The following is a 23,092-nucleotide window of genomic DNA, read 5'->3' on the forward strand; positions in this document are numbered from 1 at the left end:
GTGCCCTCTCGGGAGGGGCCTGTGGGGATGCGCGGTGGGGCACTCCTCGCTGTTCTGTGCGTATTCGCAGGTTGAGTCCCCGTCCAAGCGCAGTCCGCGCCACGCCTGCCGGGGGCAGCCCCTAGTCATCCCTGAGCCGACCCTGAAATCCGCGACATATCTTGAGTTCGGCAGACACGAGACATATCGTGAAGGCATCGAGAGCGAGTGGAAAGGGTTCACGATGGCACGATGGACCATCGACAGTCCGATGACCCACACCCTGGACGGCATCGTCGCCCTGAAGGTGCGGATCGTCGGCGGCCAGGTCAACATCATCCCCACGGATGACCCGGTCACCTTCGAGATCACCGACATCGAGGGCGAGCCCCTGGAGGTCACCCAGGAAGCGGGCATCCTCACCGTCCACTACCGGGACCTCACCGGTCAGGGCCTGTTGGACCGGCTCAAGCCCATCCAGCTGAGCGGGTACAGGAACGTCGGCTCGCGACGGGCCACGGTCAACCTGCGGGTCCCGCGCGCCTGCCCGGTCGAGGTGACCACGGCCAGCGCCCCCGTGGTGGTGGCCGGGCTGACCTCCCGCACCCGGCTGCGGACCGCCACCGGCGAGATCACCCTGGACGGCGTCTCCGGTGAGACCGAGCTCAACACCGCCTCGGGCAACGCCTCGGTGCGCGCCCCCGGCGGCACCCTGGGCTTCAACAGCGCCAGCGGCCAGCTGGCGGTGGCCGGCGGCCGCCTGTCCGAGCTACGCGCCAAGTCCGCCTCCGGCCACGTGCTGGTCGACACGGACCTGGCACCCTCCGCCCGGGTCCGGGTGAACACGGTCTCCGGCGAGGTGGCCCTGCGGGTCCCCTCGGAGAGCTCCGCCACCGTGGAGCTGCGCACCGTCACCGGGAAGGTGGACTCCGACTTCGGCCTGGACCGGCGCAGCGCTCCGGCCCGCAGCGCCCTGAGCGGCAAGATCGGCGTGGGTGTCGACCCCGCCTCCATCAGTGTCAACACCGTGTCCGGCCGGACAGCGCTGCTGCGGCGCGCACCCGAGGCTCCGGCCGCGATCCCCGAGGGGGCCTGAATGAGTACCATCTTCGGCCACGGCAGGCTGCGTCTCTACCTGCTCAAGCTGCTGGACGAGAGCCCGCGGCACGGTTACGAGATCATCAGCCTGCTCCGCGACCGTTTCCTCGGTGTGTACTCGCCCTCCCCCGGCACCATCTATCCCCGGCTCGCACGGCTGGAGGAGGAAGGTCTGGTCACGCACACCGAGGAGGGCGGCCGCAAGGTCTACAGCCTCACCGACAAGGGACGCGCGGAGCTGCGTGCCCGCAGTGGCGACCTGGACGACCTGGAGCAGGAGATCACCGACTCGGTGCGTGACATCGCCCGGGCGGTCAAGCAGGACGTGCGCGCCACCATCAGCTCGCTGCGCGACGAGCTCAAGTTCACCGCGGGCGGGAGCCGCCGCGACCCGGCCGGGGAGGCCGGAGGGGACCAGGGCCCCGAGGAGCACGAGCCGGGCGAGCGCACCGACGACGACCGGGGCAGCGGGCGGCAGCGGGACCGCGACTGCGGGGACAGCGGCCTGTGGGCCCGCGAGTGGGAGCGTTTCGCCCAGGGCTTCGGCTCCTTCGGGGCCACCTGGGGCCGTACCGGAGCCGAGCGGGACGAGCACGCAGGCGAGGAGACCGGCGCGAGGGCCGGGGAGGACGACCGCCCGGACCTGGAGCACGCCCTGCGCGACTTCTCGGTGCGTGTGCGCGACATGGTCCGCGGCGCCGGACAGGTGGGCGGGTCCGCCGCACACGACCTGCGCCGCATCCTCGACGACACCGTCGAGGTGATCCGTCGCGACATGAGTCGCTGGGGCCCGCCCGAGAAGGACCGCGAGGAGAGCCACGGGGGCTCGGAGAGCGCGGCCGAGGGGCCCGGGCGATCGCAGAGCACGGACGAGGGGCCGTCGGGCGAGGAGTCCGGCCCCGGGTCGCGGAGCCGGGACGCCCGGCCGATGCCGCCCACCGGCGGCGATCCCTGGTCCGCCGCCACCGGCGAGGACGACCGGAAGAGGGACTGACCGGCGGCAGGGGCCCGGAGGACCACGCGGGGGCGTGGTCCTCCGGGCCCCTCGGTCGCGTCATCCGAAGGAGAAGGAAGAGCCCGTGCTGGTCCCGTACACGATCGAGCAGGACGAGAACGGCGTCTGGTGCGCCCGCGCCCTGCTCCGCCCCGGCACCGGCGCCCGCGGCGAGGGGGAGACCCCGGACGCCGCACTCGCCGACCTGCGTGCGGCCCTGGCGCTCCTGGCCGAGGAGTTCGGCACTCCGGCGGAGCTGATGTGAGGGGCCCGGTCCGCAACCGTGCGGACCGGGCCCCGTGGCACGCCCCGGGTCCTCGCCCCGGGCCTGTTCCTAACGGCGGGCGACACCGTCCTGGCGGGCCTGGGCGGCGACCGCGGCGGAGACCGCCGGGACCACCCGCTCGTCGAAGGAGCTGGGGATGACGTAGTCGGCGCTCAGGTCGTCACCGACGAGCTCGGCCAGCGCCTTGGCCGCGGCCAGCTTCATGTTCTCGGTGATGTCGGTGGCCTGGACGTCGAAGGCGCCCCGGAAGACCCCGGGGAAGGCCAGCACGTTGTTGATCTGGTTCGGGAAGTCGCTGCGCCCGGTGGCGACGACGCTCGCGTACTTGCGGGCGACGTCCGGGTGCACCTCCGGGTTGGGGTTGGCCATGGCGAAGACGATCGCGTTCTCGGCCATGGTGGCCACGACCGACTCGGGGACCTCGCCCGCGGAGAGCCCGACGAACACGTCGGCGCCGTTGAGGGCGCTCTCGATGGAACCCTGGATCCCGGCCTTGTTGCTGATGGAGGCCAGCTCCTGCTTGACCGGGGTCAGGCCCTCGCGGCCGTCGTAGATCATGCCCTTGGAGTCGGCCACGGCGATGTCGCCGATACCGCCGTCGATGAGCATCTTCGTGACGGCGACACCCGCGGCGCCCGCTCCGGAGACGACGACGCGCAGGTCGGCCAAGGTGCGGCCGGTGAGGCGGGCGGCGTTGTGCAGCGCGGCGACGGTCACGATGGCGGTGCCGTGCTGGTCGTCGTGGAAGACCGGGATGTCCAGGCGCTCACGCAGCTTGGCCTCGATCTCGAAGCAGCGCGGGGCCGCGATGTCCTCCAGGTTGATCCCGCCGAAGGACGGCGACATCCGCACGACGGTCTCGACGATCTCGTCGACGCCGGTGCAGTTGAGCGCGATAGGCACGGAGTCGACGTCGCCGAACTGCTTGAAGAGCAGCGACTTGCCCTCCATGACCGGCAGGGAGGCCTCCGGGCCGATGTTGCCCAGGCCGAGCACGGCGGTGCCGTCGGTGACGACGGCGACCAGGTTGCTCTTCCAGGTGTAGGTCTCGACGAGGTCGGGGGTCTCGGCGATGGCGTCGCAGACGCGGGCGACGCCGGGGGTGTAGGCGAGGGACAGGCCCTCGTGGTCACTGACGTCCACGGAGGAGGTCACGTGCAGCTTGCCGCCGCGGTGCATGGCGAAAGCCGGGTCCTCGTCCAGCTTGGACGTGTTCTGGGTACGCGAAGAAAAGGTGGTCACTACTCAAACCCCTCGGTCTGCTGTTCGTCCACGTCGGCCATGACGGGGACGGTCGGCGTTAGCCACGGACCGCGCGCGAAGACGTAAGGGTGCTAGGGGAGCTCTCCGCGGCGCCGGTCGGCCATGACCGGTTGTGTCGCCGGGGGAGACAAGTCTTCGCCGGACTCCTATGCGAGTACTGCGCGTCCGCCTCTCACGGGGATGACCCGTTACGCAATCCTCTCACAACGGTGACCAGAGGAAAATCGCGGGTCGACACGATGGAACGTTACCGACGCATCACTGCATGAAGCATAATGTCCTGAATGTCGCTACCGACAGGCCGCGTCCAACGCTGAACCCGGCTCTGAACAGGCACTCCGTGCTCCCAGAAGGAGACCCCACCATGGCACTGCGCAAGCCCCTGTCCGAGCCCCGGACCTACCTCACCGCCCTCACCGCGGCCGGTGTCCTGGCCCTGGCGGCCTGCGGTGGCGGAGAGGACGCCACCGACGACACGGCGGCGCCCGAGGCTCCCGAGGTGGCGGTCGACGAGGAGCTCGCCGCACTCGTCCCCGAGGACATCGCCGAGGCCGGCTCCGTCACCATCGGCGTCGAGGCCTCCTACCCGCCCGGTGAGTACCTGGACGAGGACGGCGAGACCGTCCTCGGCTTCAACGTCGACCTGCTGGAGGCCGCCCTCGGCAAGCTCGGTCTGGAGGCCGACTGGGAGCCGACCACCTTCGACTCGATCATCATCGGCGTCGACACCGGCAACTACGACCTCGGCTCGTCCTCCTTCACCATCACGGAGGACCGGATGGAGGCCGTGAACATGGTCAGCTACTTCTCCTCCGGCACCCAGTGGTTCGCCCCGGCGGGCAACCCCGAGGGCGTGGACCCCGACAACGCCTGCGGCCTGCGCATCGCCGTACAGTCGAACACCACCCACGACGCGGACATCGAGGCCCGCAGCCAGGAGTGCGTCGACGCCGGCGAGGAGGCCATCACCGTCGAGAAGTTCCAGACCCAGCCGCAGGCCACCGAGACCGTCGTCTCCGGCCTGAACGACGCCTCCCTGGCGGACCTGCCGACCTCGCTGTACGCCCTGCAGCAGACCGGCGAACAGCTGGAGTTCATCGGCGACCAGTACGACGCCGCCCCCTACGGCATCCTCACCCACCAGGACGACGAGGAGCTCGCGGAGGCCGTCGCCGCCGCCTTCAACACCATGATCGAGGACGGCACCTACGAGGAGGTCCTCGGCGAGTGGGGCATCGAGGTCGGCGCCATGGAGACCGCCGAGGTGAACCCCTCCGTCGAGGAGTAGTTCCTCCGACCGCTCCCGCCCGACACCAAGCGAAAGTCTGAACGTGACCTCACCGAGCGAACCGGTGAGCGGCCCGGGGTCGAAGGAACCGACCCCGGGCCGTTCGGCCGCACCGATCACAGCCGTCCCCGTCCGGTACCCCGAACGGTGGGTGGCAGCGGGGATCATCCTCGTCCTCGCCGCGATGTTCGTGCACATGCTGTTCACGAACCCCGCGTTCAACTGGCCGTTCATGCTCGACAACATGTTCTCGGAACCGGTGGTCCGGGGCGTGTGGGTGACACTGAGCGCGACCGTGCTGTCGATGGTCATCGGCGTCGTCCTGGGCATCGTCCTCGCGGTGATGCGCCTGTCCGGGAACCCCGTCCTGGTCACGGTCTCCTGGACCTACACGTGGTTCTTCCGCGGCGTTCCCCGGCTCGTACTGGCGGTGCTCTTCGGCAACCTCGCCATCCTGTACTCGACCATCCACATCGGCCTGCCGTTCGACAACTACTGGATGCCGTGGCTCGGCCTCGAGGGCGACGCCCGCTTCTTCGAGATCGACGCGCGCACCCTGCTCACCGGTTACACCGCGGGCCTGCTGGCCCTGTCCCTGTCCGAGGGCGCCTACATGGCGGAGATCATCCGTGCCGGCCTGCAGTCGGTCGACAAGGGTCAGACCGAGGCGTCCCAGGCCCTGGGGATGAGCAAGAGCAAGATCATGCGGCGGATCACCCTGCCGCAGGCGATGCGGGTCGTCATCCCCCCGACGGGCAACGAGACCATCGCCATGCTCAAGGACACGGCGCTGCTCGCCTACGTACCGGTGACCATCGAGCTGTTCTACCAGCTCCAGGCCATCGGTACCCGGAGCTACCAGATCTTCCCGATGCTGGTGGCGGCGTGCCTGTGGTACCTGGCGATCACCAGTGTCCTGATGACCGGTCAGTACTTCATCGAACGCAGGTTCAACCGGAGCGGGCGCGGCACGGCCCGGGAGCGCATCGTCGGAGGGGCGCACTGATGGCTGAGAAGACCAGGGACCACGGCGAGCAGGAGGCCGCCCCCGAAACGGCGGAGGGCGCGGCCGCGCCCGGGGACGCCCTCGTGGTGGCCGAGAACGTGCACAAGAGCTTCGGGCGCCTGGAGGTCCTCAAGGGCATCGACCTGCAGGTCCGGCGAGGCGAGGTCATGTGCATCGTCGGCCCCTCGGGGTCGGGGAAGTCCACCTTCCTGCGCTGCGTCAACCATCTGGAGAAGCTCACCGCGGGCCGCCTGTGGGTCAACGGCGAGCTGATGGGGTACCGCCAGAAGCGCGGGCGCCTGTACGAGCTGCGCGACAGCGAGATCGCCGCCCAGCGCAGCGACATCGGGATGGTCTTCCAACGCTTCAACCTGTTCCCCCACCTGACCGTGCTCGGCAACATCGTCGAGGCGCCGGTCCAGGTCAAGCGGGTGCCCAGGGCCCGAGCCACCGAGCGTGCCATGGAACTGCTGGAACGGGTCGGGCTGCCGGACAAGGCGAACGCCTACCCCGAACAGCTCTCCGGCGGCCAGCAGCAGCGCGTGGCCATCGCCCGCGCGCTGGCCATGGAGCCGTCGCTCATGCTGTTCGACGAGCCCACCAGCGCCCTGGACCCGGAACTGGTCGGTGAGGTCCTGGACGTCATGCAGGACCTGGCCGGGGGCGGCATGACCATGGTCGTGGTCACCCACGAGATGGGCTTCGCCCGCGAGGTCGGCGACTCGCTGGTCTTCATGGACGACGGCGTCGTGGTGGAGTCGGGGTCGCCCGCCGAGGTGCTCTCCAACCCCCGGCACGAGCGCACCCAGGCGTTCCTCTCCAAGGTCCTCTGACACCGGGCACACCCGGTCGGATCGCCCCGGCCCCGCGTTCCTCCGCGAGCGCGGGGCCCCCGCGTCGCCCGGGCCCCTCGCGCAGACGCCCGCCGAGCCGGGGCCCGATGCCCTTGACCGGAGGGCCTCCCGACGCCAGAGTCATCTCCCAGGGGCACCCAGACGGTCTGGGGTGATCCGTGAATCAGGGCCTGGACCCCGGGGAGAGCCATGGACGCGCGTACGGAGAAGGCCCGCAAGCTCTGGGATGACCGGTCCGGGAGCTACGACTCCGGAGGCCGTTACGAGCCGCCGGCGATCCTGCGGACCCGTGCCCTGCTCTGCGGCGGTGCCAGGGGGCGCACCCTGGAGGTGGCCGTGGGGACGGGACGAAACCTGGAGTACTACCCGCCCCAGGTGAAGCTGACCGGACTGGACCTGAGCCCCGCCATGCTGTCCCGGGCCCGGGACAGGGCCGAGGAACAGGGGCGTCCGGTCTCCCTGGTGGAGGGCGACGCCCAACAGATGTCCTTCGCCGACCGCTCCTTCGACACCGTGGTGTGCGTGCTCGCCCTGTGCGCGGTCCCCGACCAGGAGCGTGCGCTGGCGGAGATGCACCGGGTGCTGGTGCCCGGGGGCCGGTTGCTGCTGGTCGACCACATCGAGTACACCCGGTTCCCGTTCCGGCTGCGTGAACGCCTGCGCAAGCACCCGCGCAGACTGCCCCGGGCCGTGGCCGAGGAGGTCGGCTTCGAGGTGGGCCACCACGACCGCCTGCTCCTCGGACTGGTGGAGCGGTTGGTCGCGCACCGGCCTCGCTGAGCGGACCGACCGGACGGGTCCCGCGGGCCGAACGCCACGCGGGTCCCCCGGCCCCCGCGAACCCCCTCCGTCCAGCGCATACCCTGGAAACGACCGCAGCTCCGACCCGCGACTAGGTGGACCGATGATCCGTCCCGCCCGCCCTGACGACGTTCCCGAGATCCACCAGATGATCCGGGAACTCGCGGAGTACGAGAAGGAACCCGACGCGGTCGTCTCGACCGAGGAGGATCTGCACACCGCACTGTTCGGACCGGATGCCTCGGTGTACGCGCACGTGGCGGAGCACGCGGGCGGCAGCGGCCCGCCCGCCCCCGCGGGGTTCGCCCTGTGGTTCCGCAACTACTCCACCTGGACCGGCCGACACGGCATCTACCTGGAGGACCTGTACGTCCGCCCCGAACTACGCGGAAACGGCTACGGCCTGGCCCTGCTGAGGAACCTCGCCCGGCTCTGCGTGGAACGCGGCTACACCCGGCTGGAGTGGTCGGTGCTGGACTGGAACATGCCCGCGATCGGGTTCTACGAGTCCCTGGGTTCGACGTCCATGGACGAGTGGACGGTCCGTCGCCTGGACGGCGACGCGCTGGCCGACCTGGGCTCCACAAAGGGCTGAGCCGGGCCGTTCGTCTCGTATCCGCGCCTTGACGGACGGACACGACCCACCCTCCCTGCGTCAGTGGCAGGGTGAAACGAGATACATTGCTCTCAAGCGGCAACCTCGCCCCCCGAAGGAGGGACGTGACCGAAGAAACCGCTGTGCCCACGGCCGACGCCACCGGTGTACGCGACGCTGTCACCGTCAACATGCCCGCCGACAGCGCTTATCTGTCTGTCCTGCGCACGGCGACGGCAGGGCTGGCAGCACGGCTCGACTTCACCCTCGACGAGATCGAGGACCTGAGGATCGGGGTCGACGAGGCGTGCGCGATGCTCCTCTCCCAGGCGCTGCCGGGCACAGAACTGACCACGGAATTCGAACTCACCCCCGATGGGATGCGCATCTCCGTCTCGGTGCTGACCGCGGACGGACGCCTCCCCGCCCGGGACACCTTCGCCTGGACCGTCCTGTCCGCTCTCGCGGGGGATGTCGACGCGGGGGTCGGCCCGGACGACCGCGTCTACATCGTCCTGTACAAACGCCGCGGCACCCTGGAGTCGGCGTGAGCGAAAGGGGGCCCGCTCTGACAGCGAAGACCGAGCACGCGGTGCCCGACCGGGCGCGCGCGAGAGAGTTGTTCGAGCGCCTTAACGAACTCGACGCGGACTCGGCCGAGCGCCGGAGGATCCGGGACGAGCTGGTGGAACTCCACCTGCCCTTGGTGGAGTACCTGGCCCGGCGGTTCCGCAACCGCGGTGAGTGGCTGGACGATCTCACCCAGGTGGCCACGATCGGGCTCATCAAGTCCATCGACCGGTTCGACCTGGAGCGCGGGGTGGAGTTCTCCACCTACGCGACCCCGACGATCGTCGGTGAGATCAAGCGTCACTTCCGGGACAAGGGCTGGGCGGTACGGGTACCCCGCCGCCTCCAGGAGCTGAAGCTCTCGCTGACAAAGGCCGTCAGCGACCTCTCGCAGCGGGAGGGGCGCTCCCCCACCGTGGCGGAACTGGCCCAGCACCTCCAGATGACCGAGGAGGAGGTGTTGGAGGGCCTGGAGTCCGCCAACGCCTACTCGACGGTTTCGTTGGACGCTCCCGACAGCGGTGACGAGGACGCCCCCGCGGTGGCCGACTCGCTGGGGATCGTCGACGAGTCACTGGAGGGCGTCGAGTACCGCGAGTCGCTGAAACCTCTTCTGGAACAGCTACCGCCCCGGGAGAAGCGCATCCTGCTGCTGCGCTTCTTCGGGAACATGACCCAGTCGCAGATCGCCCAGGAGCTGGGGATCTCCCAGATGCACGTGTCGCGTCTGCTGGCGCGCACCCTGGCACAGTTGCGGCAGGCTCTCACCACGGACGACTGACCTGGTCCGTGGCCTTCGGCCGCGGTGCTGGCTACCGGCGACCCTCTTCGGTCCCGGGGAACAGCACCGCGGTCGTCGGCGGTGCCAGGACCGCGGCCGCGGCGACGACGGCCGTGCCGAGCATGACCGCGCCGAACAGGTACTGCTCCCCCGTGAACATGTAGTACGCCACCACGGCCATGAAGAGCTGGGTGACCACCACCGGGGTGCGGGCCCAGTCGCGCAGCTGCCACAGCCCGCGCGCGACGAAGACCAGCAACGCACCGACCCCGACACCGATCAGGGTGAGCGGGATGGCGGAGGTGACCGGATCACCGGCCCGGCCGGTGATCGCGGTGTAGAGGCTGTAGAGACCGCCGACCGCCGCGGCCAGCCCGACCAGGGCCTCCAGTGCGGCGGCGACGACGAGGGTGATGGGACGCGAGGACACCCGACGAGCCTATACGTGCTCCGGGGCTCCCCCCTCCTCGCCCCCGCCCTGCTCCGGGTCGCGGAGATCCGCTCCACCCCCGGCGAGGCGCCCACCGCCTAGACTGGCCGGGTGCGAGCCCTATTCATCGTGAACCCCCATGCGACCACGACCACCTCGCGCACCCGTGAGGTGATCCTGGGCGCCCTGGCGTCCGAGCTGGACGTCGCCACCGTCGAGACCGCCTACCGCGACCACGCCCGTGAACTGGCCGCGACGGCCGCGGCCGAAGGCTACGAACTCGTGTTGAGCCTCGGCGGTGACGGCACCGTCAACGAGGTCGTCAACGGCCTCCTCGCCACCCCGCAGGAGCTGGCCCGCCCCCGCTACGCCGTGATTCCCGGGGGCAGCGCGAACGTGTTCATCCGTGCCCTGGGCGTCCCCGGCGACCCGATCGAGGCCACCGGCGCGGTGCTGGAGGCGATCCGGGCGGGGCGCGAGAAGGAGATCGGGCTGGGTCGGATCACCAGCGACCAGGACGACCGGTACTTCACGTTCTGTGCCGGATTCGGTTGGGACGCCGACGTGGTGCAACAGGTGGAACACGAACGCGGCAACGGCAGGAAGGCGACTCCGGCTCTCTACGCGGAAGCCGCGGTAAAGCTGTTCTTCCAAGGGGATATACGCGATCCGTCACTCAGCGTGTCCGGTGGCGGAAGGTCTCTGGACCATGTCTATTTCGCACTGGTCACGAACACCACTCCGTGGACGTACGCGGGAGCGCTACCGCTTCAACCGACCCCGGACTCCCGTTTCGAGCTCGGCCTGGACGCTTTCGCGCTGACCCAGTCCTCGCACGCGCTGACTGGCTGGGTTCTTTCCCAGATGTTCTTCCCCAAGGGTCTTCCCACACGTGGGGACGGCTACGTGACCTGGCACGACCAGTCGGCGCTCCGGATCTCGTCAAGCCATCCGAGAGCCTTCCAAATCGACGGTGAATACCTGGGAGAGCGCAAACAGGTCAACTTCCACTCGGTACCGAAGGCATTACGAATCTTCTGTTAATTACCGAGAAAGCAACCATTCACGACCACTGTGACGCACCCGACACGCCGAACAGGACCTTCGGCCTCGGGAGCTCTTGCATGGCCCCCGCGATCCTGTCACGCTCAAGTTATCGCCGCGAGTTACGGGCGAGTTAATTTGGGCGCTTCCCACGTGGCCGTGGGGTGAAACCTCAACTACCTCGGCCTGGACGCCCCCCCGGTGGTCCCCATCCACCGGGCGCCCTTGCACATTCCGATCGTGAAAAGCTTCACAAATGATCGCCTCACTGTGAGGAGTGGACCGCATGGACTGGCGCCATGACGCAGCCTGCCGTGACGAAGACCCCGAACTCTTCTTCCCCATCGGCAACTACGGCCCCGCACTGATCCAGATCGAGGAGGCCAAGGCAGTCTGCCAGCGCTGCCCGGTCAGTTCCGCCTGCCTGAAGTGGGCGCTGGAAAGCGGCCAGGACGGCGGGGTCTGGGGAGGGACCTCCGAGGAGGAGCGGCGTCGCATCAAGCGCCGCGGCTCCGCACTGCGGCCCATGGTCCGCAGCTGACCCTCCCGCTCCGTCACCGACGGACGACACGCGGGAACCGTCCCGGTACGCCCCGGAGCGCAACGGTGCCTCCGGGCACCGCGTGGCGGTGATGCCACCGACCCCCCGCTGGCGCGGCGGGGGACGGCACACGGCCGTGCGGGCACGGTCCCGTCGCCGGGCGGACGCGGCCGCCTAGGGAGCCTCCCTCTCCTCGTGTTCCAGAGGCAGGCTGATCGCCACCTCCGTACCGCCGCTCTCCTTTGGCTTGATCGCCAGAGTCCCCCCGAGCTCGCCCACGATCAGGGTTCGCACGATCTGCAGCCCCAGGCTCGTGGTCCCCTCCAGGTCGAAGTCCTCCGGGAGACCGCCCCCGTCGTCGGAGACGGCCAGTTCCAGGCTGCTCGTGCCCGGGAAGCCCGGCCCCGCATCGAACCGGTGCACCCTCACCTCGATCAACCCCGGACCCTGACCCAGCCCGTGCTCCACCGCGTTCTGCACCAGTTCGGCCAGAACCATCGACAGCGGTGTGGCCACCAACGCGTTCAACAGCCCGAAGTGCCCGTCCCGCCGGGGCACCACCGTGCTGCCCGTGGACGACACCTCCGCCGCCATCTGCATGACCCGGTCGGCGATGTCGTCGAAGTCCACGACCTCGTCCGGGGTGTGCGAGAGCATCTCGTGCACGATCGCGATCGAACCCACCCGGCCGACCGCCTCGTCCAGGGCCGCCCGAGCCTCGGGGATGTCCAGGCGCCGCGACTGCAGGCGCAGCAGCGCCGCCACCGTCTGGAGGTTGTTCTTCACCCGGTGGTGGATCTCCCGGATGGTCGCGTCCTTGGTCATGAGCTCGCGCTCGCGCCGCCGGAGCTCGGTGACGTCGCGGACCATCACCAGGGCGCCGATCCGCACACCGTCGATGACCAGCGGTATGGACCTCAACTGGACGGTGACCCCGCGCGCCTCGACCTCGGCCTCCTGCGGGGCGCGCCCGCTCGCGGTGTAGGTCAGGTTCTCGTCCCGGGCCTCCCCCTGGACGGCCAGCTCCAGCGTGGTCCGGTCCAGGCGCGCGCCGACCAGGTCCGCGGTCAGCCCCAGGCGCCGGTAGGCGGAGAGGGCGTTCGGGCTGGCGTAGACCACCTCGCCGTTCTGGTCCAGTCGGAGCAGACCGTCGCCCACCCTCGGGGAGCGGACCATGAGCGGCCCCTGGTCACTGAACGGGAAGGCGCCCTCGGCGATCATCTGGGCGAGGTCGCCCGCGCTCTGGAGGTAGGTGAGCTCCAGACGGCTCGGTGTGCGCGCCGAACTCAGGTTGGTACTCCGTTGGATGACGGCGATGAGGTTGCCCGCGCGGCGGACCGGAATGGTCTCCTCCCGCACCGGCACGCCGCCCGACCAGTCGGGGTCGCCGTCCCGGCAGATCCGGCCCTCGCTCCAGGCCCGGTCTATGAGCGCGCGGCGGCCGACCACCCTGGGGCCGGAACGGGACGTGACATCGGTCATGTCGTCCCTGAGCACCGTCTCGACCAGGTCGTCCTGGAAGGCGGTGGGCCCGGTGGTGGGACGCATCTGCGCGATGGCGACCCAGCCGTCGTCCCCGCGTAGGCGCACCCACAGCACGAGGTCCGCGAAGGAGAGGTCGGCCAGGAGCTGCCAGTCGGAGACCAGGGAGTGGATCCACTCCAGGTCCGCCTGCTTGAGTGACGTGTGGCGGCGAATGAGGTCGCTGAGGTGAGGCACTCACAAATCATCCCATGGAGCCGTGCATACTCAAGAGACACGCACTCGACCAGTGGTCCACACCAATCGGCGCCCGAAGGGCAGCCGGACCGGCCACTTCCGGGCGGGGTGTGGGACAAGCGCGGGACGCGGCGGAGGAGACTGATGACTGGGCAGCGCACACTGGACGGCAACCCCCGGGTGCCGAAGTACTACCAGGTCAAGAAGCAGCTGCTGGAGCTGATCGAGGCGATGCCGGCCGGGAACCCGGTCCCGCCGGAGCGTGCTCTGGCCACCCAGTTCGGCACCTCGCGCACCACGGTGCGCCAGGCCCTGACCGAGATGGTCGTGGAGGGGCGGCTGCTGCGCATCCAGGGCAAGGGGACGTTCGTCGCCAAGCCGAAGGTCGCCCAGGTCCTCCAACTGACCAGTTACACGCAGGAGATGCGGGCGCACGGCCTGCACCCGGCCACGCGCATCCTGGACGTCAGCTACATCAACGCCGACGACCAGCTCGCCGAACTGCTGGCGATCCGTTCCGGCGGCCGCGTGCTGCGGATCGAGCGGCTCCGCCTCGCCAACGGTGAACCCATGGCCGTGGAAACGGCCCACCTGGCCGCACGGCGCTTCCCCGGACTCCGTAGGCAGCTCGACCGCTACGCGTCGCTCTACGAGGCCCTGGCGAGCGCCTACGACGTCTCCCTCGCAGAGGCGGAGGCGTCGATCGAGACGGTCCTGGCCACCCCGAACGAGGCGCGGCTGCTGGGGGTGGACGTGGGCCTGCCCCTGGTCCTGCACTGCCAGCACAGCTTCGACGGCGACGGCCACCCGGTGGAGTGGGTCCGCTCGCTCTACCGCGGTGACAGGTACAAGTTCGTCACCCGCCTGCGTCCGCCCCGGGACTGAGCACCGCGCCCCCGGGCGGCGTACCGGTCAGCGGGCGAGCACGCTGGCCAGGGCGTCCACCACGCGGGGGTCGTACTCGCTGGCGGTGTCCATGCGCAGGCGCTCGACGACGGCGGCCCTGCGCTCGGCGTCGCCGTTCTCACCGACCAGGTCGTCGAAGGCGTTGGCGACCTTGATGATCCGGCTGCCCAGCGGGGGCACCCCCTCGTCACCGTCCCCCGCCAGGGGCTCGCACTGGCGGCGGACCATCTCCGCGACGTTGTCCAGCACCCCGGTCTCCCGGATGATCGCCGAGCCCAGTTCCGCTATCCGGCGCTGCTCCCTCGGCGAGGCCAGCACGGTCGCCCCGCCCGCTATGGGCTCGCGGAGCGAGAGCTGGCCGATGTCGTGCATCAGGGCCGCGTACTCCAGTTCCAGCAGCTCCGCCTCGGCCAGCCCCAGTTCGCAGGCGATCCCGTGGGAGAGCTGGCTGACCCGGCGTGAGTGTCCGTTCTCCACGTAACCGCCCACCTCGGTGACGCGGGACAGCGCCCGGACCGTCTCCAGGTAGGTGCGCCGGACCTCGGAGTGCCTGCGGAAGGCCACCTGGGACACCAGGAGGGGGGCGGTGAACACCAACAGGCCCACCAGCCCCGTCACCGTGCAGGCCAGCGCGATGAGCACACCGCTGGAAGCGATCGCCCCGCCCGTGGCGACCTGTGCCAGGGTCTCGTCGCGCATCGCCACCCGCAGCCGGGTGCGGAGCCGCTCGGCGCGCAGCACCGCGGAGACCGCCACGTCCAGCACCCAGGCCACCGCCACCAGAGCCGTCATGAGCAGGGCGACGACGACCGAGGGACCGGTCAACGACAGCGACTCCACCAGCGGCCGGAACGCCGCGGCGAGCAGGAGTGCCGTGAGCACCCTGCGAGCGACGTCCTCCAGCCGGGGGCTGCGTCCCACCGCCACGTGCGGCAGTTCGCCCAAGGCCACCCCCAGGGCGACCACCGCCGTCACCTGCCAGACGGTGTGCTGTACCGGCTCTCCGCCCAGGCTGGGTAGGAACGCGTAGGCGATCGCCCCGGCCAGGGCGATCGGGGCGGACTCCCGATGGCCGGGCAGCGTGATCCTGGCCAGCTCGCCGCCGGCGATCACCAGACAGAAGGCCAGCGCCACGAAGGGGTCGGCGAACCCGGTGGCGGCCGTGAACACCAGTGCCGCCAGGGCGGCAGCGCCCACCCCGCCGACCAGGAGCGCCCGGAGGGGCCGTGGAGTGCGCCAGAGCGGCTCACCGGAACGCTGGTGGCTGAGCGCGCCGCCCTCCGGCCCGCCGGACCCGGGTCCGGCGGGGACGGAACTGTCCGGCTGCTTCTGCGTCATCACCGGTCCTGACCACCCGTCACCGCTCCGGCCGACGTGGACTCCGCCACCGGTACCGTCCTCTCCGGGTCCGAGGGGGCGGGCACCGGAGCGCTCGGACCGTCGGGCTCGGGGTCCTCGGTCGCGCAGTAACGCCCGCCGGGCGGCTCGGCGATGTCCGGGGTCTGCCATCCCTCGCGGGAGACGGCCCGGACCAGGGCCTCGACCATCCTCGGGTCGAACTGGCTTCCCGCGCAGCGCCGGAGTTCGGCGATGGCGGCCTCGACCGACCAGGCCCTGCGGTAGGACCGCGTGGAGGTCAGGCAGTCGAAGACGTCGGCCACACTGATGATCCGGGCGGACTCGGGGATCTCCATTCCGAGCAGTCCCATCGGGTAACCACGTCCGTCGAGGCGCTCGTGGTGGTGCCGGATCCCCGCCAGTGCCTCGTCGAGGAAGCTGATCTCACGAACGATCTCGTAACCGCGCGTGGGGTGCAGCTTGATCGCGGCGTACTCGTCGTCGGTGAGCTTCCCGTTCTTCTGCAGCACCTTGGTGGGCACGCCGAGTTTGCCGATGTCGTGCAGCATGCCCGCGTACCGGATCTTCTGTACCCGTTCGGCGGGCATCCCCAGCTCCGCGGCGATCATGGCGGATCCCTCGGCCACCCGCATGCAGTGGCCCCGGGTGTAGTAGTCCTTGGTCTCCACCGCCTGGCACAGGGTGGCCAGGGTGGCCTCGTGCGCCCGCGCCTCGGCGGTCTGCTGGCCGAAGACCCACCTTGCGATGAACAGCGGTATCAGGACCAGGAGCGGGGCGATGATCCCCACCGCCCCCCAGATCGCCGCGATCGCCAGGCCGAGCATCTGGTAGCCGACGGAGGCGACCTCCAGGACGATCAGCGGACGCCAGCGCACGGGCCCGGGCCCGGTCGGCCGGGTGACGTCCAGGCACCACATGAGAACGCCGATGAGCACCGAGTTGAGCAGTGTGTGCGTCAGGACCGCGGCGACGTACGGGAGCACGATGCCGGGGAAGTCCGACTGACCCGGCACTCCGACGGTGCCGCCGAGCAGGAGATAGACGTGTCCGGCCGTGTAGGCCGCCAGTGCGAACTGCGCTCCGTTGAAGGCCCGTTTGACCGGGCCCTGTCTGCGTACCGCCAGACAGGAGGAGAACCCGACCACCGCGGCGCCGACCGGCCCCACCAGGACGACGGCGGCGAGAGCCACCGCCGAACTCGGTGAGATTCCGGCTTCCTTGACGTCGACGACGACGTGCGTGCTTATCGACTCCGCGACGACGAAGAGAACCGCGATGAGCACCAGGGTCCCCAGATCGATACCCGTGTAAGGACCGATGAGCACGATGGCGACAGCACTGACAACGATGATTCCGACGTAGACACGCGCGCCCCAAGGAAGAGCCCGCACCCCCGTTCACCCCCCGCCGACGACGACCGGCCTGTCATGGTTTCACCGGTTCTGTTCTACCACCAAGACCATCCGGTAAAAGTGGAAGCCATCAAAACAGCAGCCATCATGGCACCGAACACGCTGACGAACATCGTTGTCCCCTTCTCCCCACGGCGGCGGCCCCCTCATCCACCGAGCACGCCGCGCAAATTACCTCATTCGTTGGATAAGGAGTCCAGTTTAACGGGCCATGACACCTTCCTGATTACCCCCGACCCGAACCGGTGTCACCCCGGGCACCGACAGGGGGACCAAGTTCCGAAGCGTGGAATTACTAATTCAATTAGCAATTGATTACCACTACTCAGAGTTACAACACCCCACAAAGCACCCCCCAGGGACTCCCCTTCCTTCGGGAGATCCCGTAACACCCCACCCCGATAGCCATCAGCCATGACTACTGTTAGTTACCAAGCGAAACGGGCGCAGCGAAGGACGAGGAAATTTATTCCGAGTCGGTCACGACCGAAAACCGATTCCCAAGACCGGGCGTGTCGAACCCGCCGAGAACCACCCAGGGGGCGCCCCGATGACCAAAACCCCCGTAACGAAGGAGAGCAACCGGCCCCTTTGCACAAAACCACACAAATGGACCATAAGACAGCAGACCACAAGAACATTCACCGAACACACAAAAAGTGGCGAGAGCTGGAATTCCAGCTCTCGCCACCCTGTTTCGATCCGCCCGCGGCGGCCCGTCCCTCAGCCGGAGCTCAGGCGGGCGTTCCGGGGGACTCGGCCCTGGCCTCACGGGCCAACTGCTCGTTACGCGCCTCAGCCAGGCGCCCGAGGACCTTGTCGCGCAGGTCCAGCGGGACCGGATCGCAACCGCAGTGCTTGGCGACGAGCTTCTTCACGGCCTCCTCCAGGCCGTACTCGTCCAGGCACGGACTGCATCCGTCCAGGTGCTCCCTGACCTCCGCGCAGTTGCCCTCCTCAAGCTCACCGTCGATGTAGGTGTAGAGCTTGCCGAGCACCTCGCTGCACGGGGTGTCCGTCTCCGCTTTGTCGTGGCCGCCGCTCATCGCAGATCTCCTCGATCCGACCCACTCACCTGTGCCCGGCTCCCGGCCGGCGTTCCCGAGGCGACGGCCCCGGCGGTCTCGGCCGCTCTCTCGGAGGGGAGGAAACCACGGTCCACCGCGTACTCCTCCAGATGGGAGCGAAGCTGGCGCCGGCCCCGGTGGAGACGGGACATCACCGTTCCGATCGGGGTACCCATGATCTCGGCGACCTCCTTGTAGGCGAAGCCCTCGACGTCGGCGAGGTACACCGCGATCCGGAAGTCCTCGGGCAACTCCTGCAGGGCCCGCTTGACGTCGCTGTCGGGGAGGTGTTCGAGCGCCTCCGCCTCGGCCGACTTCAGCCCCGCCGCCGTGTGCGAGGCGGCCTGCGCCAACTGCCAGTCCTCGACGTCCTCGGTCCCGGCCTGCTTCGGCTCCCGCTGTTTCTTGCGGTAGGAGTTGATGAAGGTGTTCGTGAGGATGCGGTACAACCACGCCTTGAGGTTGGTCCCCGCCTTGAACTGGTGGAAGGAACCGAACGCCTTGGCGAAGGTCTCCTGGACCAGATCCTCGGCGTCGGCGGGGTTGCGGGTCATACGCAGTGCCGCCGAGTAGAGCTGGTCGAGGAAGGGGAGCACGTCCCTCTCGAACCGCTCGTCCCGTTCCTCGGCTGTCTCCTGGCTCTGATCCAAGCCCTTCGGCCTCCTCGCGCTGGTCCCGGGTGGGGCGTCCATATCCCAACGATACGGCCCCACAGCCAGGACCTGCGCACCGGTGTCGCGTGGCGTCGACACCGCTTCCCCGCGCTCAAGGCACGCTCCAGCGGTCGGCATGCTCCGAACCCAGCCCCTTCCCTGTCCTCGTGTCGCGAACACCCTCCGGGCATCTGCTCCTCGGACGGTGCTGGTGACAACAACGTCCTCCGCGAGCTGATTCCGCCCGTACCGGGGACCAAGGCCCCCTCCGCGGCCGAACTTTGTCGTTTGGCCCGGTCGGTGAAGGTGAGGCATGGCAGAGTGCGGGTAGAAACCTTGAAGGATGGGAGAGGAGTGCACGTGCGACCGTCCCCGACTCCGGCCTCCGACCGCCCCCGATCGCCCGCGGCGCAGTTCGCCACCACCGACCGACTCTCGGACTACTGGCGGTTCTACTGGGCGGTCGCGGAGGCGCAGATCAGCCGGTGGCTCCCGGCCGCGCCCTCCCGCCTGCTCGACCTGTCCAGCCCCGACTTCCACGGGACCCCCCGCGCCGTGGCCGCCGGACACGACGTCGTCACCCTGCTGCCCTCCGCGGACATGGCGATGCGCCCCCTCACCCTGGTGAACGGGCGGGCCACGGTCCCGCGTCCCGCCAGCAGGGGGCGGCTCCGCCACGTCGTCGGCGACTCCGCCTTCCTGCGCAGCTTCGCGCCCGGCTCCTTCGACGGGGTGATCGCCGACAACCGGGTGTTCTCGCGGCAACTGGCGACCGAGTCGTCGATGGCGGAGGTCGCGCGGGTCCTGCGTCCGGGCGGCCGGATCCTGGTCTGCGTGGACTCGGTGGTACTGGGCATGGCGCTACTGGCGGAACAGGACTACTGGCCCGAACTGAGCCACGCTCCCAGCGCGGACGTGCTCCTCGTCCCCTGGCCGGACGGCTCCATCACCCGTTGCTTCACCGCCGAACAGCTCACCGAGATGGTCACCGAGGCCGGGCTCGAACTGGAGTGGATCAAGCCGCGTACGGTGCTGTCGGCCTCCACCGTGGAGATGATGCTGGCCCGCGACCCCCGCTCGATGGGGCGGCTGGTGGAGATGGAACTGCACGCGGCCGACTCCGACGACTACGTCGGAGTCCACCTGGTGGCCAGCGCCCACAAGCCTCGCTGAGGCCCGTCGCCCCTCGCCCGGGTGCGGTGCGGACGACGGGCCCGCCGCGGGGCCGCGGCACCGCGGTACGGGACGGAGGAGGCCCTCCGTTCACACCCCGGTGAGGAGGGCAGCGGCGGCGGGCAGGGCGACCAGCAGCAGGGCGGGGCCCGCGCCCGCGCCGGTGGTGAAGCCGGGAGCCAGGTCCTGGCGGTGGGCCCAGCGAACCGCGAGGAAGGGCCACACGGTCAGCCACGCCCCCAGCACACACAGCACCGGGTTGGCCAGCACGGGGCTAGCGGGAAGAGGTGCGCCCCCGCCACGAGGCGGACCCACCGGGCGAAGTAGTCACTGCGGCCATGGACAGCAGCACGGGCACGCCGAGCAGCGCCAGGCCGGGGTCATGGCGGCATCGCGGAGGAGGAAGTCCATACGGACCTCTCTTGAGGGGGAGGCCCGCCCGGGCACGGGTCCGGGGGATCCGGCACCCGGGGGCTCCGTTACCTGCGGGCCCGCAGGTAACGGAGCCGCTTCCGGTCAGTCAGCCAGTGGCAGGTAGACGCGGTTGCCGCCCTCGGCGAACTCCGCGGACTTGTCGGCCATGCCCTTCTCGATCGCCTCGACGGTGTCCAGGCCGTTCTCCTCGGCGTATCTGCGCACGTCCTGGGAGATCTTCATCGAGCAGAACTTGGGCCCGCACATGGAACAGAAGTGCGCGGTCTTGGCGGGTTCGGCGGGGAGGGTCTCGTCGTGGAAGGACTGGGCGGTCTCGGGGTCCAGGGACAGGTGGAACTGGTCCTGCCAGCGGAACTCGAAGCGCGCCTTGGACAGCTCGTCGTCCCAGGCCTGCGCCCCGGGGTGCCCCTTGGCGACGTCGGCGGCGTGGGCGGCGAGCTTGTAGGTGATGACGCCGGTCTTGACGTCGTCCCGGTTGGGCAGGCCCAGGTGCTCCTTGGGGGTGACGTAGCAGAGCATCGCGGTGCCGTACCAGCCGATCTGGGCGGCGCCGATCGCGGAGGTGATGTGGTCGTATCCGGGGGCGACGTCCGTGGCCAGGGGGCCGAGCGTGTAGAACGGCGCCTCACCGCACAGTTCCTCCTCCAGGCGCACGTTCTCCTTGATCTTGTCCATCGGCACGTGGCCGGGGCCCTCGATCATCACCTGTACGTCGTGGGAGCGGGCGATGTGCGTGAGCTCCCCCAGGGTGCGCAGTTCGGCGAACTGGGCCTCGTCGTTGGCGTCGGCGATGGAACCGGGCCGCAGGCCGTCACCGAGGGAGAAGGTGATGTCGTACCGGCGGAAGATCTCGCAGAGTTCCTCGTAGTGGGTGTAGAGGAAGCTCTCCCGGTGGTGGGCCAGGCACCAGGCGGCCATGATGGAGCCGCCGCGCGAGACGATCCCGGTGACGCGGCGGGCGGCCAGCGGCACGTACCGCAACAGGACGCCCGCGTGGACGGTCATGTAGTCCACGCCCTGTTCGGCCTGTTCGATGATGGTCTCGCGGTAGATCTCCCAGCTGAGCCGGGTGGGGTCGCCGTCGACCTTCTCCAGTGCCTGGTAGATGGGGACGGTACCGATGGGTACCGGGGAGTTGCGGATGATGCGTTCGCGGGTCTCGTGGATGCGCTTGCCGGTGGACAGGTCCATCACGGTGTCGCCGCCCCAACGGGTGGCCCACACCATCTTCTCGACCTCTTCGGGCACCGAGGAGGTGACCGCGGAGTTGCCGATGTTGGCGTTGATCTTGACCAGGAAGTTCTTGCCGATGATGGTCGGCTCGGACTCGGGGTGGTTGCGGTTGACCGGGATGACCGCGCGGCCGATCGCCACCTCCTCGCGGACGAACTCGGGGTCCATGCCCTCGCGGGCGGCCACGAAGCGCATCTCGGGAGTGGTGATCCCGGCCTTGGCGTAGGCCAGCTGGCTGACCGATCCGTTCACGGGGTCCAGGGCCCAGGCCTCACGGGTCCTGGGCAGACCCCGGTGGACGTCGATGTCCGCGGTGTCGTCGGTGTACGGGCCAGAGGTGTCGTACAGATCGAAGTGGCTGCCGTTGCTGAGTTCCACCCGGCGTGCGGGGACGCGGAGCGTGAGACCTTCGGGGGTGTCGATCTCCCGGTGGACCTTCCGTGATCCCATGATGGGACCGGTGGTCACCCGGTGCTCGTCGGCGGTGGAAACCTCACGACCGTCAAGAGCCGTCATGGCATGCCTCCCTACGTCGGAATTACCCGAACAGGTTCTGCGGTCGGCGGCACCCTTGAGTCGCCCTCTCAGCCCGCCATGGCGCGAGCTCCCGCGTTGCGTATTCACATGTGTGCACGTCGAATGTGCCGGGACACCTCGATCACGGTGTCCCCAGCCCGGGGAAGCACTCCCCTGTGGCCTCGCACACCATACACAGGACGTCCCCGGGCCTGTCCAGCCTCCTCAGGGGTCAGAAAAGTGTCTCCGGCTGGTCCGGTCCGGTGTCCCCGACGGGTTCCAGCAGGTCGGGCCGATTGTTCTTGATGCTGTTGACGTCGGTGGAGACCTCGTCGACCTCGAACCTGTCCACCGGGGTCTCCCCCAGCAGGTGGGCCAGGTCGTCGGGGCCCGACCTCGGGTCGAGCCAGGCGGACCAGCCCTCGGCGGGCACCACGACGGGCATGCGTTCGTGGATGTGGGCGAGTTCGGGGGCGGCCTCGGTGGTGATGACCGCGCAGGACCACAACCAGGCGGCGGGGTCGCTCTCGTCCTGGACCTCGGGGTCGCGCCAGCGCTCGAAGATCCCGGCCAGGGCGAGGGGCTCCGCGTCGGAGTAGTGGATGGAGAAGGGCTTCTTGGCCGCCTTGGCCTTGCGTCTGCGGTGCTCGGGGTCGGTGACGGGTGAGGTGCTGGCCTGGGCGGTGCCGTCCCTGTTGAGCAACTGCCACTCGTAGTAGGCGTCGGCGGGAAGCAGGCAGCGGCGGCGCCGGTAGGCCGTGCGGAAGGCGGGCTTGTCCGCCACCGTCTCGCTCCGGGCGTTGATCATCCGGTAGCCGATGTTGCGGTCCTTGGCCCAGGAGGGCACGAGCCCCCAGCGCATCGTGTGCAGGGAACGCGGGCCCGTCGGACCCTCGTCAGCGCCCTGCGGCGGCGGTCCGAGCACGGCGTGGACGGGTCTTCCCGGCGAGATGTTGTAGTCGGGCTCCAGCTCCTCCAACGGCGGCCAGGCCCGCGGGTCCTCTTCCTCCCCGATCGCCTGTTCCGGCAGGCCGAAGGCGAGCTGCAACTGGTGCACGTTCCTGGACTGGGCATATCGACCGCACATGG

General features: G+C 69.5%; 24 protein-coding genes. 14 read left to right on the forward strand and 10 right to left on the reverse strand.

Annotated features, from left to right (window positions below; translation table 11 throughout):
• The first annotated feature begins 223 nt into the window (after positions 1 to 223).
• From IE195_RS05545 to IE195_RS05555, 3 genes are all read left to right on the forward strand, one after another.
• Complete coding sequence (locus IE195_RS05545) at positions 224 to 1,075, forward strand: DUF4097 family beta strand repeat-containing protein (RefSeq protein ID WP_191268299.1); 852 nt, start codon at positions 224 to 226, stop codon at positions 1,073 to 1,075.
• Positions 1,076 to 2,071, forward strand: a complete 996-nt coding sequence (locus IE195_RS05550; protein ID WP_191268300.1) for a PadR family transcriptional regulator — start codon at positions 1,076 to 1,078, stop codon at positions 2,069 to 2,071. It abuts the gene before it with no gap.
• An 85-nt stretch (positions 2,072 to 2,156) separates the two neighbouring features.
• Positions 2,157 to 2,336, forward strand: coding sequence for a hypothetical protein (locus tag IE195_RS05555; RefSeq protein WP_191268301.1), 180 nt, complete (start codon positions 2,157 to 2,159; stop codon positions 2,334 to 2,336).
• A 69-nt stretch (positions 2,337 to 2,405) separates the two neighbouring features.
• On the opposite strand, the gene IE195_RS05560 is transcribed toward IE195_RS05555, so the two are convergent.
• A complete protein-coding gene (locus IE195_RS05560) occupies positions 2,406 to 3,599 on the reverse strand; it encodes an NAD(P)-dependent malic enzyme (protein ID WP_191268302.1) in 1,194 nt (397 codons plus the stop codon).
• Positions 3,600 to 3,984: 385 nt separating this feature from the next.
• On the opposite strand from IE195_RS05560, the gene IE195_RS05565 reads away from it, so the two are divergent.
• The 7 genes from IE195_RS05565 (at position 3,985) to IE195_RS05595 (ending at position 9,515) form a co-directional block, all read left to right on the forward strand.
• Positions 3,985 to 4,908 carry an ABC transporter substrate-binding protein gene (locus IE195_RS05565; RefSeq protein WP_191268303.1) on the forward strand — a complete coding sequence of 308 codons (924 nt, stop codon included), beginning with the start codon at positions 3,985 to 3,987 and terminating at the stop codon, positions 4,906 to 4,908.
• A gap of 43 nt (positions 4,909 to 4,951) precedes the next feature.
• The gene (locus IE195_RS05570) at positions 4,952 to 5,914 is read left to right on the forward strand and encodes an amino acid ABC transporter permease (RefSeq protein WP_191268304.1); all 963 of its coding nucleotides are present in this window, start codon (positions 4,952 to 4,954) and stop codon (positions 5,912 to 5,914) included.
• Positions 5,914 to 6,747, forward strand: a complete 834-nt coding sequence (locus IE195_RS05575) for an amino acid ABC transporter ATP-binding protein (RefSeq protein WP_225942333.1) — start codon at positions 5,914 to 5,916, stop codon at positions 6,745 to 6,747. Before IE195_RS05570 ends, IE195_RS05575 begins: the two co-directional genes overlap by 1 nt.
• Before the next feature lie 210 nt (positions 6,748 to 6,957).
• Complete coding sequence (locus IE195_RS05580) at positions 6,958 to 7,548, forward strand: class I SAM-dependent methyltransferase (protein ID WP_191268305.1); 591 nt, start codon at positions 6,958 to 6,960, stop codon at positions 7,546 to 7,548.
• Positions 7,549 to 7,672: 124 nt separating this feature from the next.
• Positions 7,673 to 8,164, forward strand: coding sequence for a GNAT family N-acetyltransferase (locus tag IE195_RS05585; RefSeq protein WP_191268306.1), 492 nt, complete (start codon positions 7,673 to 7,675; stop codon positions 8,162 to 8,164).
• 125 nt (positions 8,165 to 8,289) lie between these two features.
• Entirely contained in the window at positions 8,290 to 8,715 is a 426-nt protein-coding gene (locus tag IE195_RS05590) for an ATP-binding protein (protein ID WP_191268307.1), read from the forward strand.
• A 41-nt stretch (positions 8,716 to 8,756) separates the two neighbouring features.
• Positions 8,757 to 9,515 (forward strand): RNA polymerase sigma factor SigF, encoded by a 759-nt coding sequence (locus IE195_RS05595; RefSeq protein ID WP_014909463.1) that lies wholly within the window; start codon positions 8,757 to 8,759, stop codon positions 9,513 to 9,515.
• 31 nt (positions 9,516 to 9,546) lie between these two features.
• Here the strand turns inward: IE195_RS05595 and IE195_RS05600 are convergent, their stop codons facing one another.
• Complete coding sequence (locus tag IE195_RS05600) at positions 9,547 to 9,945, reverse strand: hypothetical protein (protein ID WP_191268308.1); 399 nt, start codon at positions 9,943 to 9,945, stop codon at positions 9,547 to 9,549.
• Positions 9,946 to 10,056: 111 nt separating this feature from the next.
• On the opposite strand from IE195_RS05600, the gene IE195_RS05605 reads away from it, so the two are divergent.
• Positions 10,057 to 10,989, forward strand: a complete 933-nt coding sequence (locus tag IE195_RS05605; protein ID WP_191268309.1) for a diacylglycerol/lipid kinase family protein — start codon at positions 10,057 to 10,059, stop codon at positions 10,987 to 10,989.
• Positions 10,990 to 11,275: 286 nt separating this feature from the next.
• On the forward strand, positions 11,276 to 11,530 hold the full coding sequence (locus tag IE195_RS05610) for a WhiB family transcriptional regulator (RefSeq protein WP_191268310.1): 255 nt from the start codon (positions 11,276 to 11,278) through the stop codon (positions 11,528 to 11,530).
• Between the two features lie 174 nt (positions 11,531 to 11,704).
• On the opposite strand, the gene IE195_RS05615 is transcribed toward IE195_RS05610, so the two are convergent.
• Entirely contained in the window at positions 11,705 to 13,249 is a 1,545-nt protein-coding gene (locus tag IE195_RS05615; protein ID WP_191268311.1) for a sensor histidine kinase, read from the reverse strand.
• A 144-nt stretch (positions 13,250 to 13,393) separates the two neighbouring features.
• On the opposite strand from IE195_RS05615, the gene IE195_RS05620 reads away from it, so the two are divergent.
• Positions 13,394 to 14,134 (forward strand): GntR family transcriptional regulator, encoded by a 741-nt coding sequence (locus IE195_RS05620; protein ID WP_013154702.1) that lies wholly within the window; start codon positions 13,394 to 13,396, stop codon positions 14,132 to 14,134.
• 27 nt (positions 14,135 to 14,161) lie between these two features.
• Here IE195_RS05620 and IE195_RS05625 read toward each other — a convergent pair whose 3' ends face one another.
• From IE195_RS05625 to IE195_RS05640, 4 genes are all read right to left on the reverse strand, one after another.
• A complete protein-coding gene (locus IE195_RS05625; protein ID WP_191268312.1) occupies positions 14,162 to 15,493 on the reverse strand; it encodes an HD-GYP domain-containing protein in 1,332 nt (443 codons plus the stop codon).
• A complete protein-coding gene (locus IE195_RS05630) occupies positions 15,493 to 16,839 on the reverse strand; it encodes an HD-GYP domain-containing protein (protein ID WP_191268992.1) in 1,347 nt (448 codons plus the stop codon). The genes IE195_RS05625 and IE195_RS05630 overlap by 1 nt, the downstream gene beginning before the upstream one ends.
• An 821-nt stretch (positions 16,840 to 17,660) precedes the next feature.
• A complete protein-coding gene (gene rsrA / locus IE195_RS05635) occupies positions 17,661 to 17,972 on the reverse strand; it encodes a mycothiol system anti-sigma-R factor (RefSeq protein WP_191268313.1) in 312 nt (103 codons plus the stop codon).
• Complete coding sequence (locus IE195_RS05640) at positions 17,969 to 18,643, reverse strand: sigma-70 family RNA polymerase sigma factor (RefSeq protein ID WP_229826093.1); 675 nt, start codon at positions 18,641 to 18,643, stop codon at positions 17,969 to 17,971. Before IE195_RS05640 ends, rsrA begins: the two co-directional genes overlap by 4 nt.
• Before the next feature lie 357 nt (positions 18,644 to 19,000).
• Between IE195_RS05640 and IE195_RS05645 the strand changes: the two genes are divergently transcribed.
• A complete protein-coding gene (locus tag IE195_RS05645) occupies positions 19,001 to 19,819 on the forward strand; it encodes a class I SAM-dependent methyltransferase (protein ID WP_191268315.1) in 819 nt (272 codons plus the stop codon).
• Between the two features lie 90 nt (positions 19,820 to 19,909).
• Here the strand turns inward: IE195_RS05645 and IE195_RS05650 are convergent, their stop codons facing one another.
• From IE195_RS05650 to IE195_RS05660, 3 genes are all read right to left on the reverse strand, one after another.
• Positions 19,910 to 20,089 carry a hypothetical protein gene (locus IE195_RS05650; protein WP_191268316.1) on the reverse strand — a complete coding sequence of 60 codons (180 nt, stop codon included), beginning with the start codon at positions 20,087 to 20,089 and terminating at the stop codon, positions 19,910 to 19,912.
• A gap of 246 nt (positions 20,090 to 20,335) precedes the next feature.
• Entirely contained in the window at positions 20,336 to 22,003 is a 1,668-nt protein-coding gene (thiC, locus tag IE195_RS05655; protein WP_308428404.1) for a phosphomethylpyrimidine synthase ThiC, read from the reverse strand.
• A gap of 232 nt (positions 22,004 to 22,235) precedes the next feature.
• Positions 22,236 to 23,090: an SOS response-associated peptidase gene (locus IE195_RS05660; protein WP_191268317.1), complete on the reverse strand. Its 855-nt coding sequence runs from the start codon at positions 23,088 to 23,090 to the stop codon at positions 22,236 to 22,238.
• Positions 23,091 to 23,092 lie beyond the last annotated feature (2 nt).

Origin of the sequence: Nocardiopsis terrae (genome assembly GCF_014651695.1) — a bacterium.
GTDB lineage: Bacteria > Actinomycetota > Actinomycetes > Streptosporangiales > Streptosporangiaceae > Nocardiopsis > Nocardiopsis terrae.

What these genes read in the sequence shown, in the direction of transcription:
- IE195_RS05545 (WP_191268299.1), top strand. Translation starts at nt 224, where the DNA reads ATGGCACGATGGACCATCGACAGTCCGATGACCCACACCCTGGACGGC.
- IE195_RS05550 (WP_191268300.1), top strand. Translation starts at nt 1,076, where the DNA reads ATGAGTACCATCTTCGGCCACGGCAGGCTGCGTCTCTACCTGCTCAAG.
- IE195_RS05565 (WP_191268303.1), top strand. Translation starts at nt 3,985, where the DNA reads ATGGCACTGCGCAAGCCCCTGTCCGAGCCCCGGACCTACCTCACCGCC.
- IE195_RS05575 (WP_225942333.1), top strand. Translation starts at nt 5,914, where the DNA reads ATGGCTGAGAAGACCAGGGACCACGGCGAGCAGGAGGCCGCCCCCGAA.
- IE195_RS05580 (WP_191268305.1), top strand. Translation starts at nt 6,958, where the DNA reads ATGGACGCGCGTACGGAGAAGGCCCGCAAGCTCTGGGATGACCGGTCC.
- IE195_RS05585 (WP_191268306.1), top strand. Translation starts at nt 7,673, where the DNA reads ATGATCCGTCCCGCCCGCCCTGACGACGTTCCCGAGATCCACCAGATG.
- IE195_RS05610 (WP_191268310.1), top strand. Translation starts at nt 11,276, where the DNA reads ATGGACTGGCGCCATGACGCAGCCTGCCGTGACGAAGACCCCGAACTC.
- IE195_RS05620 (WP_013154702.1), top strand. Translation starts at nt 13,394, where the DNA reads ATGACTGGGCAGCGCACACTGGACGGCAACCCCCGGGTGCCGAAGTAC.
- IE195_RS05625 (WP_191268312.1), bottom strand. Translation starts at nt 15,493, where the DNA reads ATGACGCAGAAGCAGCCGGACAGTTCCGTCCCCGCCGGACCCGGGTCC.
- rsrA (WP_191268313.1), bottom strand. Translation starts at nt 17,972, where the DNA reads ATGAGCGGCGGCCACGACAAAGCGGAGACGGACACCCCGTGCAGCGAG.
- thiC (WP_308428404.1), bottom strand. Translation starts at nt 22,003, where the DNA reads ATGACGGCTCTTGACGGTCGTGAGGTTTCCACCGCCGACGAGCACCGG.
- IE195_RS05660 (WP_191268317.1), bottom strand. Translation starts at nt 23,090, where the DNA reads ATGTGCGGTCGATATGCCCAGTCCAGGAACGTGCACCAGTTGCAGCTC.